Annotated in this window: 13 protein-coding genes; 12 read left to right on the top strand and 1 reads right to left on the bottom strand. The window is 62.3% G+C overall.

The window, feature by feature from the left end:
- The first annotated feature begins 7 nt into the window (after window positions 1-7).
- The 11 genes from ispC to VM94_RS19585 all read left to right on the top strand — a co-directional run bounded on the left by ispC (window position 8) and on the right by VM94_RS19585 (window position 11,869).
- Window positions 8-1,192, top strand: coding sequence for a 1-deoxy-D-xylulose-5-phosphate reductoisomerase (gene ispC, locus VM94_RS19535; protein ID WP_046684964.1), 1,185 nt, complete (start codon window positions 8-10; stop codon window positions 1,190-1,192).
- Window positions 1,189-2,550: an RIP metalloprotease RseP gene (gene rseP / locus VM94_RS19540; protein ID WP_046684965.1), complete on the top strand. Its 1,362-nt coding sequence runs from the start codon at window positions 1,189-1,191 to the stop codon at window positions 2,548-2,550. Before ispC ends, rseP begins: the two co-directional genes overlap by 4 nt.
- A gap of 83 nt (window positions 2,551-2,633) precedes the next feature.
- Window positions 2,634-4,970 carry an outer membrane protein assembly factor BamA gene (gene bamA / locus VM94_RS19545; RefSeq protein WP_046684966.1) on the top strand — a complete coding sequence of 779 codons (2,337 nt, stop codon included), beginning with the start codon at window positions 2,634-2,636 and terminating at the stop codon, window positions 4,968-4,970.
- A 51-nt stretch (window positions 4,971-5,021) separates the two neighbouring features.
- Window positions 5,022-5,540, top strand: coding sequence for an OmpH family outer membrane protein (locus tag VM94_RS19550; protein ID WP_046684967.1), 519 nt, complete (start codon window positions 5,022-5,024; stop codon window positions 5,538-5,540).
- A 149-nt stretch (window positions 5,541-5,689) separates the two neighbouring features.
- Window positions 5,690-6,745 carry a UDP-3-O-(3-hydroxymyristoyl)glucosamine N-acyltransferase gene (gene lpxD, locus VM94_RS19555; protein WP_046684968.1) on the top strand — a complete coding sequence of 352 codons (1,056 nt, stop codon included), beginning with the start codon at window positions 5,690-5,692 and terminating at the stop codon, window positions 6,743-6,745.
- Complete coding sequence (fabZ, locus tag VM94_RS19560; RefSeq protein WP_046684969.1) at window positions 6,742-7,236, top strand: 3-hydroxyacyl-ACP dehydratase FabZ; 495 nt, start codon at window positions 6,742-6,744, stop codon at window positions 7,234-7,236. Before lpxD ends, fabZ begins: the two co-directional genes overlap by 4 nt.
- A 1-nt stretch (window position 7,237) precedes the next feature.
- A complete protein-coding gene (gene lpxA, locus VM94_RS19565) occupies window positions 7,238-8,029 on the top strand; it encodes an acyl-ACP--UDP-N-acetylglucosamine O-acyltransferase (protein WP_046684970.1) in 792 nt (263 codons plus the stop codon).
- Complete coding sequence (gene lpxB / locus VM94_RS19570) at window positions 8,013-9,197, top strand: lipid-A-disaccharide synthase (protein WP_046685532.1); 1,185 nt, start codon at window positions 8,013-8,015, stop codon at window positions 9,195-9,197. The genes lpxA and lpxB overlap by 17 nt, the downstream gene beginning before the upstream one ends.
- Before the next feature lie 37 nt (window positions 9,198-9,234).
- On the top strand, window positions 9,235-9,873 hold the full coding sequence (rnhB, locus tag VM94_RS19575; RefSeq protein WP_046684971.1) for a ribonuclease HII: 639 nt from the start codon (window positions 9,235-9,237) through the stop codon (window positions 9,871-9,873).
- Window positions 9,870-10,655 (top strand): TrmH family RNA methyltransferase, encoded by a 786-nt coding sequence (locus tag VM94_RS19580; RefSeq protein WP_046684972.1) that lies wholly within the window; start codon window positions 9,870-9,872, stop codon window positions 10,653-10,655. Before rnhB ends, VM94_RS19580 begins: the two co-directional genes overlap by 4 nt.
- Before the next feature lie 11 nt (window positions 10,656-10,666).
- Complete coding sequence (locus VM94_RS19585) at window positions 10,667-11,869, top strand: aminotransferase class V-fold PLP-dependent enzyme (RefSeq protein ID WP_052755839.1); 1,203 nt, start codon at window positions 10,667-10,669, stop codon at window positions 11,867-11,869.
- 35 nt (window positions 11,870-11,904) lie between these two features.
- Here the strand turns inward: VM94_RS19585 and ppsR are convergent, their stop codons facing one another.
- Entirely contained in the window at window positions 11,905-12,753 is an 849-nt protein-coding gene (gene ppsR / locus VM94_RS19590) for a posphoenolpyruvate synthetase regulatory kinase/phosphorylase PpsR (protein WP_035818186.1), read from the bottom strand.
- A gap of 152 nt (window positions 12,754-12,905) precedes the next feature.
- On the opposite strand from ppsR, the gene ppsA reads away from it, so the two are divergent.
- Entirely contained in the window at window positions 12,906-15,338 is a 2,433-nt protein-coding gene (ppsA, locus tag VM94_RS19595) for a phosphoenolpyruvate synthase (protein WP_046685533.1), read from the top strand.
- Window positions 15,339-15,454 lie beyond the last annotated feature (116 nt).

The raw sequence follows: 15,454 nt of genomic DNA on the forward strand, positions 1-15,454 counted from the left end.
GAAACTCATGCAATACATCACCATCCTTGGCGCGACCGGCTCGATCGGCGTGTCCACCCTGGACGTGCTCGCGCGTCATCCCGAGCAATACAGCGTGTATGCGCTGAGCGCGCACAGCCGCGTAGCCGAACTGGCCGCCCAGTGCCTGCAGTTCCGTCCCCAGCGCGCCGTCGTCGGCACGGCGGACGCCGCCCTTGAACTGACGCGCTTGCTGCGCGGACAGGGCGTCGATACGCAAGTCGAGCACGGCGTGGACGCCCTGTGCGCCATCGCCAGCGCGCCGCAAGTGACGGGCGTGATGGCGGCCATCGTCGGCGCGGCCGGCCTGGCGCCCACCCTGGCGGCGGCGCGTGCCGGCAAGAAGGTATTGCTGGCCAATAAGGAAGCGCTGGTCATGTCCGGCCAGTTGTTCATCGATGCCGTGCATGACAACGGCGCCGTGCTGCTGCCGATCGACAGCGAACACAACGCCATCTTCCAATGCATGCCGCACGCCCATGGCCGCGCGCCTGGCGCTGCTGGCGTGGCAAAGATCGTGCTGACCGCGTCAGGCGGCCCCTTCCTCACGCGCGATGTCGAGACGCTCGACACGGTCACGCCGGACCAGGCGTGCAAGCATCCGACCTGGGCCATGGGACGCAAGATTTCAGTCGATTCGGCCACCATGATGAACAAGGGTCTGGAAGTGATCGAGGCGCACTGGCTGTTCGGCGCGCCGGCCGACCAGATCGAAGTGCTGATCCACCCGCAAAGCGTGATCCATTCGATGGTCTCGTACATCGACGGTTCCGTGCTGGCCCAGCTGGGCAATCCGGATATGCGCACGCCGATCGCCCATGCGCTGGCGTATCCGCAGCGCATCGCTTCGGGCGTGGCGCAGCTGGATCTGGCCCAAGTGGCCACCCTGCAGTTCGAACGTCCCGATTTCCGCCGTTTCCCCTGCCTGGCGCTGGCGTTTGACGCCTTGCGCGCGGGCGGCACGGCGCCGGCTTTGCTCAACGCGGCCAATGAAGTGGCCGTGCAAGCGTTCCTTGACGAACGGATCGGCTTCCGCCAGATCGACCGGGTTATCGCGCACGTGATCGACACGGTGCCGCACGGCGCCGCTTCGAGCATCGAGGCCGTGCTGGAGCAGGACCGCGTGGCCAGAGCGGCCGCGCAAGCGTATATCGCCCAAAGGCTGGCTGCATGACGCTCATCACCACCTTGCTGGCCTTTATCGTCGCGCTCGGTTCACTGATTACCTTGCACGAGCTGGGCCACTATCTGGTGGCGCGCTGGTGCGGCGTGAAGGTGCTGCGTTTCTCGATCGGCATGGGAAAAGTGGTGTATTCGCGCAAGTTTGGCAAGGATCAGACGGAATGGGCGATTTCCGCACTGCCGCTGGGCGGCTATGTCAGCATGCTCGACAGCCGTGCGCAAGACCTCAGCGACTTGCCGGAAAGCGAATTGCGCCGCGAATTCACGCGCCAGAGCGTGTGGCGCCGCATCGCTATCGTGGCCGCCGGCCCGCTGGCCAATTTTCTCGTCGCCATCGTGCTGTACGCGGGCCTGTTCATGCATGGCATCGAAGAGCCCTCGAGTAAACTCGGCCCCGTGGCCGAGCAGACGCCGGCATACACGGCCGGCTTGCGCAGCGGCGATACGGTGGAAACCGTCAATGGCAAGCCCGTGGCCAGCTGGTCCGAGCTGCGCTGGGAACTGATCCAGGCCACCCTCGACAAGCAGCCGGCGCGCATCGAAGTGCGCCGTCCCGACCGTGGCCAGCAGGAAGCGACCTTGCCGACGGCCAGCCTGACGGAGGCGGACCTGGAAGGCGACGTGCTGGGCAAGCTGGGCCTGACACTGGCCCGTTCCGCGCCCACCCTGATGGAAATCATGCCCGATGGCGCCGCCGCGCGCGCCGGCCTGCAGAAAAACGACCAGATTCTCGCCATCGACGAACAGCCCGTGCACGACGTGGCGGCCGTCATCGCCACCCTGAGCCAGGCGCCGGGCCGGACCTTGCAATTGCAACTCTTGCGCCAGGGCCAGGACCTGACCTTGCCCATTACGCCGGACGCCATGCCGGGCGCCGGGGCGGAGGGAGCTGTAACAGTTGGTAAGATACAGGCGAAGCTGGGACAGGTGCCGGATATGATCACCGTGGCATCGGGACCGTTCTCTGCTGTGGGCAAGGCGTCCGCCAAGGTCTGGGATACCAGTGTCATGAGCCTGAAAATGCTGGGTAAAATGATCACCGGCCAGGTGTCGCTGAAGAATGTGACGGGGCCCATTACCATTGCCGATTACGCGGGCCAGACGGCGCGCATCGGCCTGGTAAGCTACCTGAGCTTCATTGCCTTCATCAGTATCAGTCTGGGCGTGATGAATTTGCTACCCATTCCTGTTCTGGATGGCGGGCATTTGCTGTATTATTCGCTGGAAGTTTTGACCGGACGCCCCTTGCCGGAGCGCGTAGGCGAGATTGCCCAGCGCCTGGGGATCGGTTTGTTGCTGACCTTGATGGTGCTTGCCGTCTTTAATGACGTGTTGCGATTGCTGAATTAGGGCGGTGGTTGATGCCATTGCGTGAGTCGCACAAGCAATCTTTTGTGTATGTTGTCCATTGATTTACCCATTGAATAACCCCAATGAAATTACATTCTGCTCGTTTTGCCTTGCCTTCCTTTCGCCGCAGCCTGATCGGCGCCGCCGTCATGGCCATTTGTTCCGGCCACGCGCTGGCCGTCCAGCCATTTACTGTCAAGGACATCCGGGTCGAAGGGATCCAGCGTACTGAAGCGGGCACCGTGTTTGCCTACCTGCCGGTGCGGGTCGGCGAAACGTTCTCCGACGAGAAGAGCGTTGCCGCCATCAAGGCCCTGTATGCGACGGGCATGTTCAAGGATGTGCGCCTGGAAGCCGATGGCGACGTGCTGGTGGTGCTGGTCGAGGAACGTCCGGCCATCGCGACCGTGGAATTCACGGGCACCAAGGAATTTGAAAAGGACGTGCTGGTCAAGGCGCTGAAGGAAATCGGCGTCGGCGAAGCCAAGATTTTCGACAAGGCGTCCGTCGACCGCGCGGAACAGGAACTCAAGCGCCAGTACCTGTCGCATGGCCTGTACGGCGTGAAGATCACCACCACCGTCACGCCGATCGAGCGCAACCGCGTCAACGTGGTGTTCGCCGTCGACGAGGGCGACGTGGCCCGCATCAAGCAGATCAACATCGTCGGCAACAAGGCTTTCACGGACAAGGAACTGCGCGATCAGCTGGCCCTGAACACGGGCGGCTGGTTCAGCTGGTACACCAAGGCCGACCAGTATTCGAAGACCAAGCTGACGGGCGACATCGAGTCGCTCAAGTCCTACTACCTGGACCGCGGCTATATCGAGATGCAGGTCGACTCGACGCAAGTGTCGATCACGCCCGATAAAAAAGATATCTACCTGACGATCAACATCACCGAAGGTGAAAAGTACAAGATCGCCGGCACCAAGTTCGAAGGCGAGATGTTCGGCCGCGAAGAAGAGCTCAAAGCGCTGAACCTGATGCGCGAAGGCGAAATCTACTCGGGCGCGCGCCTGACGGCGACGAACAAGCGTATCCAGGATCGCCTGGCCACGTTCGGCTATGCGTTTGCCAACGTCAACGCCAATCCGGAAATCAACCGCGAAAAGCATGAAGTCGGTTTCACCTTCTTCATCGATCCGGGCAAGCGCGTGTACGTGCGCCACATGAATATCGCCGGCAACACCACTACGCGCGATGAAGTCATTCGCCGCGAATTCCGCCAGTTCGAATCGTCCTGGTACGACAGCAACAAGATCAAGCTGTCGCGCGACCGTGTCGACCGCCTTGGTTACTTCAAGGACGTGACCATCGACACGCCGGAAGCGCAGGGCACGACCGACCAGGTTGACGTCAACGTCACGGTGGTGGAAAAACCAACCGGTAACTTCCTGATCGGCGGCGCTTTCTCGCAATCGGAGAAGTTCACCCTGTCGGCATCGATTTCGCAAGCCAACTTCGCCGGTAGCGGCAACACGGTCGGCATCGAACTCAATACCAGCCATTACAGCCGCACCATCGCGTTTTCGCAGACCAATCCGTACTACACGGACGATGGCATTTCGCGCAGCTTTGAAGTCTACCTGCGTACGACGGAACCGCCGGCGCTGAACATCGGCAGCTACAAGATCAAGCAGACCGGTGGCCGCGTCAGTTTCGGCGTGCCGTTCTCGGAAGTCGACACCGTCTTCTTCGGCATCGGCGCCGAGCGTTCGCGCATCGAAACCGACATCACCAGCCCGATCCGCTTCAAGCAGTACGTGATCGACAATGGCGGCCCGTCCGACGGTATCGGTTCGGCCACGACGAATTCCATCCCGCTGACGGCGGCATGGCAGCGCGACAGCCGCGACAGCGCCCTGACGCCATCGATCGGCCGCTACCAGCGCGTCAACCTGGAGGCTGACCTGATCGGCGACCAGAAATACTTCCGTGCCATTTATGAGCACCAGTATTTCCGTCCGCTGTTCAGCAAGGTCACCCTGGCGCTGAAGGGCGAGATCGACTACGGCCACGGCATCGGCAAGCACGTGTATCCGGTCTTCAAGAACTTCTACGGCGGCGGTATCGGTTCGGTGCGCGGCTACCTGAGTTCTTCTCTGGGCGCGGTCGAACCGAGCACCAACGATGCACTGGGCGGCGCTTCGCGCCTGATCGGTAACGCGGAACTGCAGATGCCATTCCCCGGTTCGGGCAATGACCGCAGCTTGCGCTGGTTCGGTTTCCTTGACGGCGGCCAGGTCTACCAGGAAGGCGAAAAAATGCGGATTTCGCAATTGCGCTATTCTGCTGGCTTGGGCATCAGCTGGATTTCGCCGGTGGGCCCGCTCAAGCTGAGCTACGCCAAGCCGCTGAACGCCAAGCCGACGGACCGCCTGGAGCGCTTCCAGTTCCAGATGGGCACCGGTTTCTAACCGGCCATCTGAACCGGGGCGACAGCTTTTACCTTTTGACCATGGAGTATCATGAACACCGCATCCGCTACCCTGCCCAAGACCCTTGCCGTGATCGCATTGTGCTGGAGTTCGCTGTTGCCGGTGCAGGCGCAGGCTCAGGAGTCGAAGATCGCCTGGATCAGCAGCGAACGTATTTATAACGAATCGAGGCTGGCCAAGCTGGCCAGCGCCAAGCTGGCCGAAGAGTTCCGCTCGCGCGAAAAAGCCGTGCAGGAACTGGCGGCCCGCTTCAAGGTGGCCAATGAAGCCCTGGAAAAGGACATGCCGACCCTGAGCGAGGCGGAGCGTGCCAAGCGCCAGCGCGAGTTTTTCGAGCTGGACAAGGAATTGCAGCGCCGCCAGCGCGAGTTCCGCGAAGACCTGAGCCAGCGCACGAACGAAGAGCGCAGCGCCATCGCGGAAAAAGCCAACACCATCATCCAGCAGATGGCGCATATCGAAGGATATGACATCGTGCTGCAGGAAGCCCTGTGGGCCAGCCCGCGCATCGACATTACCGACAAGGTTCTGAAGGCGCTGGACAAGTAATCGAAACGGTTTCAAGCCTGGCAGTGCCGTAGCGAGCGGATGTGAGTTGTGGTTGAGAAGCGGAGCTGTGCTGGAGCACAGTGAGCATCGGAGACCGCAAATCGCGCCGCGCAGTAGGCATAGTCAGGCGTTTTTATAAGGGTATATCGATGGGCACTCGACTAGGTGAATTGGTCGAACGCTTCGGCGGACAGTTGGCGGGCGATCCGAACCTGGAAGTTTCAGGTATCGCACCGCTGGCCGACGCCGGCGCTTCGCACATCAGCTTTCTCAGCAATAGCAAATTTCGCGCACAGGCGGCCCAGAGCGGTGCTTGCGCGCTGATACTCACGCCGGCCGACGACGCGCTGATCGGCGCCGACTACGCCGGCGCGCGCATCGTCACCCCGAATCCCTATGTGTATTTCGCGCGCGCGGCGCAGTATTTTGCCGCCCTGGCCGAGATCAAGGCGCCCGTGGGCATCCACGCCAGCGCCACCGTCGATGATGGCGCGCAGGTCGACGCCACTGCCTCGGTCGGGCCGCGCGCCGTGATCGAAGCGGGTGCCGTGATCGGCGCCGGCTGCGTCATCGGCGCCGGCTGCGTGATTGGCCGCGACGCCGTCATCGGCGCCGGTACCCAGCTGTTCGCCAACGTGACCTTCCACGCGCGCTGCGTGATCGGCCAGCGCGGCATCATCCATTCGGGCGCCGTGATCGGCACTGACGGCTTCGGTTTCGCCAACGAAGGCGGCGTGTATATCAAGATTCCGCAGACGGGCAGGGTGGTGATCGGTGACGATGTCGATATCGGCGCCAACACCACCATCGACCGCGGCGCACTGGCCGACACCATCATCGAAGATGGCGTCAAGCTCGATAACCAGATCCAGATCGGCCACAACTGCCATATCGGCGCACACACGGCCATGGCCGGCTGCGTTGGCGTGGCCGGCAGCGCCATCATCGGCAAATACTGCACCTTTGGCGGCGCCGCCATGGTGCTGGGCCACCTGACCATCGCCGACCGCGTCCACGTGGGCTCGGGCAGCATGGTCTCGCGTTCGATCGCGGAGCCGGGCCAGTACACGGGCTTCTATCCGCTGGCCAAGAACGCCGACTGGGAAAAGAGCGCCGCCATCGTGCGCAACCTGTCAAGCATGCGCGAGAAAATCCGCGCGCTTGAAAAAACAATTAAAACACTGACCACGCAAGACGAAAAATGACTACTGAAAAAAAGACCCTCGACATCCTCGCCATCAAATCGCTGCTGCCGCACCGCTACCCGCTGTTGCTGGTCGACCGCGTGCTGGACTGGGAAGCGAACAAAACCATCACCGCCATCAAGAACGTGACGGTCAACGAAGAGTTCTTCCAGGGCCATTTCCCGCACAAGCCGGTCATGCCTGGCGTGCTGATGATCGAAGCGCTGGCGCAGACGGCGGCCCTGCTGTCGTTCCTGTCTATGGGCGTGAAACCGGACGAGAACTCGGTCGTGTACTTTGTGGGCATCGACAACGCGCGCTTCAAGCGTCCTGTCGAACCGGGCGACCAGCTGAAGATGGATGTGGAAATCCTGCGCGTCTCGCGCGGCATCTGGAAATACAAGGCCGTCGGTACGGTCGACGGCAAGCTGGCGGTGGAAGGTGAACTGATGTGCACCATCCGCAGCGCGCAGGATGCCAGCCAGTCTGCGAGCCAGCCAGCGGGGCAGTAACATGGCGGCCATCCACTCCACGGCAGTCATTGATCCGAAGGCCGAGCTCGACAGCTCTGTCGAGGTGGGTCCGTACACCATCATCGGTCCGCACGTGCGCATCGGTGCCGGCACCAGGGTTGGCCCGCACGTGGTCATCGACGGCCACACGACGATCGGCAGCGACAACCACCTGTTCCAGTTTTCTTCCATCGGCGCGCAGCCGCAGGATAAAAAATGGGCGGGCGAGGCGACGCGCCTGGAAATCGGCGACCGCAACACGATCCGCGAATTTTGCACCTTCAACACGGGCACCGTGCAGGGTGGCGGCGTCACGCGCCTGGGCAATGACAACTGGATCTCGGCGTATGTGCACCTGGCGCACGACTGCCTGGTGGGCAACAACACGATCTTTTCGAACAATGCCCAGCTGGCGGGCCACGTGGAAATCGGAGACTGGGTCATCATGAGCGGCTTCGCCAATGTGCACCAGTTCTGCAAGATCGGCGCGCATGCCTTCGTCGGCATGAGCACCAGCCTGACGCAGGACGTGCCGCCATTCGTGCTCCTGAACGGCAACCCGGCACAAGCCCACGGCGTCAATATCGAAGGCTTGAAACGCCGCGGCTTTACGCGCGAGCAGATCAACGGCATCCGCGCCGCGTATAAACTCATCTACCGCGCGGGACTGACCCTGGAAGAATCCAAGGCTGCCCTGTTCGAAGAAGAAGCGGCATCGTCGCCCGAGGTGGCGGAACACATTCGCGCCATGCGCGAATTCCTTGGCGTGGCGTCGCGTGGCATCGTCCGCTGACCAGTCCAGCGGCCTGCCGGTCGCCAATGTCGCCATCGTCGCCGGCGAGGTGTCGGGCGACCTGCTGGCCAGCCGGCTGCTGTCCGGCCTCGTGCCGCAGCTGCCCGGCGCGCGCTTCCATGGCATCGGTGGCGAGCACATGGCCAAGCAGGGTTTTGTGTCCGACTGGCCGCTCGACAAGCTGACCGTGCGCGGCCTGTTCGAGATCATTCCCCGCTACCGCGAGATCAAGGGCATCCAGAACGCGCTGCGCGACCAGCTGCTGGCCGAGCGTCCCGCCGTCTTCATCGGCGCCGACTATCCGGGTTTTAACCTGGGACTGGAACAGCAGCTCAAGGAAGGCGGCATCCCCACCGTGCACTACATCGGGCCGCAGATCTGGGCCTGGCGCGGCGGCCGCATCAAGAAAATCATCAAGGCCGTCTCGCACATGCTGGTGATCTTCCCGTTCGAGGAAGAGATCTACCGCAAGGCAGGCGTGCCCGTTACCTATGTCGGCCATCCGCTGGCTGAAATGATCCCCCTGCAGCCCGACGAGGCGGCCGCGCGGCGCACCCTGGGCTTGCCGGACGACGCGAATGTCGTGACGCTGATGCCGGGCAGCCGCATGGGCGAACTCAAATACAATACGGTGGCCTTTGTCGGCGCGTGCAAGTTGCTGCTGGCGCGCGACCGCTCCTTGCGTTTCGTCGCGCCCATGGCCGGCGAAAAACAGCGCCAGTACTTCTTGCAGCTGATTGCGGAAGCGCGCCTGCAGGACGTCGAGATACTGCTGACCGACGGTGGCTCGCATACGGCCATTTGCGCCGCCGATGCGGTGCTGGTGGCCTCTGGCACGGCGTCGCTGGAAGTGGCGCTGTACAAGAAGCCCATGGTCATTGCCTACAAGATGATGCGCGCCTCGTGGGAAATCATGCGCCACATGGGCTACCAGCCGTGGATTGGTTTACCTAACATTCTGGCGCGCGACTACCTGGTGCCCGAGCTGCTGCAAAACGCGGCCAGCCCCGAAGCGCTGGCCGAGGCCATGTGGCAGCAGCTGAGCGACGTTCCCGGGCGTTTGCGCCTGGTGCAGCGCTTCACGGATATGCACCACAGCCTGCTGCGCGACAGCGCGCAGGAAAGCGCGAATGCCGTCATGCAGGTCATTGCCGCCAACCGCAAGTAAGCACCGTTTCAATCGCAGTTCCTACCAAAGATTCAACGTGAAAAATATCTATCCCGGCCTGTTTGACGACTTGCCATTCTCGCTCGATGAAATCATCTGCGGCGTCGACGAGGCAGGCCGCGGTCCGCTGGCCGGCCCCGTGTTCGCCGCCGCCGTGATCCTCGACCCGCAGCAGCCCATCGACGGCTTGCGCGATTCGAAAAAACTCAGCGAAGCGAAACGTGATTTGCTGGCGCCGCAGATCAAGGCCAAGGCCCTGGCCTGGGCCATCGCCGAAGCGTCGGAAGAAGAGATCGACCGCCTGAACATCCTGCAGGCGTCGATGCTGGCCATGCGCCGCGCCGTCGAGGCCCTGGCCACCGTGCCGACCCTGGCCCTGATCGACGGCAACCGCTGTCCCGTGATGCCGATACGCGGCATGGCCATCGTCGGTGGCGACGACAAGGTCGATTCGATTTCCGCCGCCTCGATCCTGGCCAAGACGGCGCGCGATGCGGCCCTCGTGCACCTGCATGCGGCCTATCCCGAATACTGCTTCGACCAGCACAAGGGTTACGGCACCAAGCTGCACTTGGAGCGCCTGCACCTGCACGGCGCCTCGCCCGTGCACCGCCGCTCGTTCGCCCCCGTGCGCAACGTGATCGCGCTGTTTGGCGGACAAGAGGTGGCGGCATGAAGACGATTACCTCGCGCGACAACGCGCAATACAAGGATTTGCTGAAACTGGCGGGCAGTTCGCAGGCGCGCCGCAAGTCGGGTCGTACCTTGCTCGACGGCGTGCACCTGTGCCAGTCGTATCTGCAGCTGCGCGGCATGCCGGAGCAGTGCATCGTCAGCGAAAGCGCTTTGCGGAACCAGGAAGTGGCGGACATCGTCGGCCAGCTGGAAAGCCAGCGCGCGCACGTACTGGGCTTGCCCGACGCGCTGTACAACGCGGTAAGCCAGGTCGAACACGGCGTGGGTGTGATGTTCCTCATCGAGACGCCGGAACGGGCCGTCACGCAACCCCTGAGCGTATCGGCCGTGCTGCTCGATAACCTGCAAGACCCGGGCAACGTGGGGTCGATTTTGCGCAGCGCGGCGGCCGCCGGCATCACGCAGGTGTACTGCAGCGCCGGCACGGCCTTCTGCTGGTCGCCGAAGGTGCTGCGCGCGGCGATGGGCGCACACTTCGTGCTCGACATCTTTGAAAACGTCGATCTGGCGGCGCTCGTTGCCGGCGCCAAGGTGGCCACCCTGGCCACCAGCGGCTACGCCACGAAGCAGCTGTACGACGTCGACCTGCGCCAGCCCGTCGCCTGGCTGTTCGGCCATGAAGGGCAGGGCGTCGCCGACGACCTGCTGGCTATGGCCACGCACCAGGTGGTCATTCCCCACCTGGGCCAAATCGAATCGCTGAACGTGGCCGCCTGCGCCGCCGTCTGCTTCTTCGAGCAGCTGCGCCAGGGCCAGTCCTGAACAGGATAGCCATGTCTTTTCCTCCGCTTGCCGATGGCGCCGCACGTGACGAAGCCTGGTGGCGCCAGGTCGCCGCGTTTTATCCCGCGCCGCCGGACGCCATCGTCAATCTCGAGCATGGCTATTTCGGCGCCATGGCCAGCCCTGTGCACGCGGCGTTCGAACAGGCCGTGCGCTACACCAATGAGCAACTGAGTCCCTTCGTGCGCGGCGAATTCACGCGTACGCACGTGGATATCCTGCGCCAGCGCGTCGCCGCGCTGATTCACGCGCAGCCGCACGAAATCCTGCTGACCCGCAGCGGCACCGAATCCATGCAGGTGCTGATCACGCAATACCACGGCCTGGCGTCCGGCGATACGGTGCTGTGGAGTAATCTCGATTATCCGGCCATGCGCACGGCCATGCGCTGGCTGGCGCAGCGCCGTGGCGTCACCAGTACGCAAGTTCAATTGAGCCTGCCCATCAGCGATGACGAGATCATCGCCCGTTACGCGCAAGCCATGCGCCTAGCCGTCAAGCCCAAGTTGCTGCTGCTGTCGCAGGTGACGCCGGCCAACGGCCAGCAACTGCCGCTGCAGGACATCATGGCGCTGGCGCGCGAACACGGCATCGACGTGCTGCTCGACAGCGCCCATGCGCTGGGGCAGGTCGACGTGGACGTGCATGCCATGGGCGTCGATTTCGCCGGTTTCAATCTGCATAAATGGCTGGGGGCGCCGGCGGGCCTCGGTGCCGTGTATATCCGCGCATCGCAGCTGCACAAGATCGAGCCGCACTACGGCGACGACGATTATCCACTGGATGATATCCGCAGCCGCCTGCACATGGGCATGCCGCCGATCGGCGCCATCCTGGCTGCGCCTGCCGCATTGGACTTCCATGCGCGCCTGGGCGGCACGCCGGCCAAGAACGAACGCCTGGCCTGGCTGCGCAATTACTGGGTCAGCCGCGCCGCGCAACTGCCCGGCGTGCGCATGTTGTCGCCGCTCGATGCCAGGCGCGGCACGGCGCTGGTCGCCTTCGCCGTCGACGGCATGAGCGCGCGCGAGTTGCAGCAAGCCTTGCTGCAGCGCTTTGGCGTCTTTACCGTGCAGCGCAATATCGGCGATGCCGATGTCGTGCGCGCCACGGTGGCCATCACCACCACCACCGGTGAACTGGACCGGCTGGTGGCCGCGCTGACGGTGCTCTCCAGCGAGGCGACCACCTGACAAAATCGACGCGCAGCAGGTTTGGTCAGGTGTTCTCAGTACTCGCGGCGGTTTGGCTTGATCTCTTGCAAGATTGTCGTGGAGATCTCCTCGATCGACTTGGTGGTCGACGACAGCCAGCGTATTCCCTCGCGTTTCATCATTTTTTCCGCCTCGTTGACCTCGTAACGGCAATTTTCGATGGCCGCATACTTGCTTCCAGCGCGTCTTTCGTTGCGTATTTCCGACAAACGTTCGGGCGTAATGCTCAATCCGAAAATTTTATTCTTAAATTCCAGCAAGGCCGATGGCAGCTTGTCGCGCTCGAAATCGTCGGGAATCAGCGGATAATTGGCTGCCTTGATGCCGTATTGCATGGCCAGATACAGGCTGGTCGGGGTCTTGCCAGAGCGCGAAACACCCACCAGAATGACATCGGCCGAGGACAGGTTTTTGTGCGACTGGCCATCGTCATGCGCCAGCGAATAGTTGATCGCCTCGATGCGGTTCTTGTATTCCTCGCTGTCGACGATGTTGTGCGAGCGCCCGATGGTATGGGTCGACATCACGCCCAGCTCCTGCTCCAGCGGGGCGACAAAGGTCTGGATCAGGTCCATGTGCATGCCGCTGGACTTGCGGATCACGGCCGACAGGTCGTTCTTTACCAGGGTGGAGAAAATGATCGGGCGCTGGCCGTCGGTGGCAAACGCTTCGTTGATCTTGCGCGCCGCCTCGTAGGCCTTGTCCATGGTGTCGATGAAGGGCAGGCGGATCTGGCGGAAGCGCAGATCGAACTGCGTCAGCACCGAGTGGCCGAACGTCTCGGCGGTGATGCCGGTGCCGTCGGAAACGAAGAAGACGGTGCGGGCCGCGGAGGGCAGAGGAGGGCGTGGTTCTTGTGTCATGGGTTTTCGGATCAAGATTGTGCGTCGTCAATTTGCGCCGCACAAGGTAAAATGGCTGCAACGGTATGATTGTGCTGCACGACGCCAAGAATAACAAGAAGACTGTCTGTGCGCCGCGCGTAAAGATTTCTATCATCAGTAAGGGTGTCATTATGACCAACGCAGTATCGCAACAGCAGGAAGACAAGGACGCGGTGTATGTTGCCTCGTTCGAGCATTTGCGCATGACGGATGTCGAATCCGTCGGCGGCAAGAACGCCTCCCTGGGCGAAATGATCAGCCAACTGGCGGAAGCCGGCGTGCGCGTGCCCGGTGGCTTTGCCACCACGGCGCAGGCATTCCGCGATTTCCTGTCGTATAGCGCCAATGGCGGCTTGCCGCTGGCCGAACGCATCGCCCAGCGCCTCGAAGGGCTGGACATCGATGACGTGCGCTCGCTGGCGCAAGCCGGTGCCGAGATCCGTCAATGGATCGTGGAAACGCCATTCCAGCCACGCCTGGCCGCCGAAATCGACCAGTTCTACGCCAAGCTGGTAGCCGATTCCGACACGGAAATGTCGTTTGCCGTGCGTTCCTCCGCCACGGCGGAAGACTTGCCGGACGCTTCTTTTGCTGGTCAACAAGAAACCTTCCTGAACGTGGTCGGCATCGACAACGTGCTCGACGCCATGAAACAGGTGTTCGCATCGTTGTACAACGACCGTGCCATCTCCTACCGCGTACATAAAGGCTTTACGCACGCCGAGGTGGCCCTGTCGGCCGGCGTGCAGCGCATGGTGCGTTCCGACCTGGGCGCGGCCGGCGTGATGTTTACCATCGATACCGAGTCGGGTTTCAAGGACGTGGTCTTCGTCACCTCCAGCTATGGCCTGGGCGAAACCGTGGTGCAGGGCGCCGTCAATCCCGACGAATTCTATGTGCACAAGCCGATGCTGGAAAAAGGCAAGTCGCCTGTCATCCGCCGCAATATCGGCTCGAAGCTGCTGAAGATGGAATTCACGAACGAAGCGAAAGCTGGCCGTTCCGTGAAAACCGTCGACGTGCCCGTCGAAATGCGCAACCGCTACTCGCTGAACGACAGCGAAGTGGTGGAACTGGCCAAATACGCCGTCATCATCGAGAACCACTACGGCCGTCCGATGGACATCGAGTGGGGCAAGGATGGCCGCGACGGCAAGCTGTACATCCTGCAGGCGCGTCCTGAAACCGTCAAGTCGCAGCAAAAGGCGACCGACGTGCAGGAACGCTTCAAGCTGAAAAGCACGGGCACCGTGCTGACGTCGGGCCGCGCCATTGGTCAGAAGATCGGCGCCGGCCCCGTGCGCGTGATTCACGACCCGGCCGACATGGAGCGTGTGCAGCCAGGCGACGTGCTCGTTGCCGACATGACGGACCCGAACTGGGAACCGGTCATGAAGCGCGCCTCGGCCATCGTCACCAACCGTGGCGGCCGTACTTGCCACGCTGCAATTATCGCCCGTGAACTGGGCGTGCCGGCCGTCGTCGGCTGCGGCGACGCGACCGACGTGCTGAAAGACGGCACGTTCGTCACCGTGGTGTGCTCCGAAGGCGACGAAGGCAAGATCTACGACGGCTTGCTGGAAACGGAAGTGTCGGAAGTGTCGCGCGGCGAATTGCCGAAGCTCGACACCAAGATCATGCTCAACGTGGGTAATCCGCAGCTGGCGTTCGACTTCCAGTCCGTGCCGAATGCGGGCGTGGGCCTGGCGCGTCTGGAATTCATCATCAATAACAATATTGGTGTGCATCCACGCGCGATCCTGGAATACCCGAACATCGACGCCGACCTGAAAAAGGCTGTGGAATCGGTGGCGCGCGGCCACGCTTCGCCGAAGGCGTTCTACATCGACAAGCTGGCCGAAGGCATCGCCACCATCGCCGCCGCGTTCTGGCCGAAGAAAGTCATCGTGCGCCTGTCCGACTTCAAGTCGAACGAGTACAAGAAGCTGATCGGCGGTTCGCGCTACGAGCCGGACGAGGAAAACCCGATGCTGGGCTTCCGCGGCGCGGCGCGCTACCTGTCGGCCGACTTCTCCGAAGCGTTCAACATGGAATGCGAAGCGATGAAGCGCGTGCGCAATGACATGGGCCTGACGAACGTGGAAATCATGGTGCCATTCGTGCGTACCTTGGGCCAGGCCGAGAAAGTCATCGACCTGCTGGCAAAAAATGGCCTGAAGCGCGGCGAAAACGATTTGCGCGTCATCATGATGTGCGAAGTGCCGTCGAATGCCATCCTGGCCGACCAGTTCCTCGACCATTTCGACGGCTTCTCGATCGGTTCGAACGACCTGACCCAGCTGACCCTGGGCCTGGACCGCGATTCCGGCATGGAATTGCTGGCCGCCGACTTCGACGAACGCGATCCTGCCGTGAAAGCCCTGCTGGCCCTGGCCATCAAGGCTTGCCTGGCACGCGGCAAGTACATCGGCATTTGCGGCCAGGGTCCTTCCGACCATCCGGACTTCGCCGTCTGGCTGATGGAGCAGGGCATCGAATCGATGTCCCTGAATCCCGACTCGGTGATCGACACCTGGCAAAAGCTGGCTGCGCTGAAAGCGTAAGCATCTTTATCGCCGTCTGAAAACCCGCTGCCGCTCACCCGGCAGCGGGTTTTTTTATGCCCGCCATGCGGCGCACGGCAGCATTCGATGGGCTTGCGCCAGATCAGCTAAAATGA

Origin of the sequence: Janthinobacterium sp. KBS0711 (assembly GCF_000988085.1) — a bacterium.
GTDB lineage: Bacteria > Pseudomonadota > Gammaproteobacteria > Burkholderiales > Burkholderiaceae_D > Janthinobacterium > Janthinobacterium lividum_E.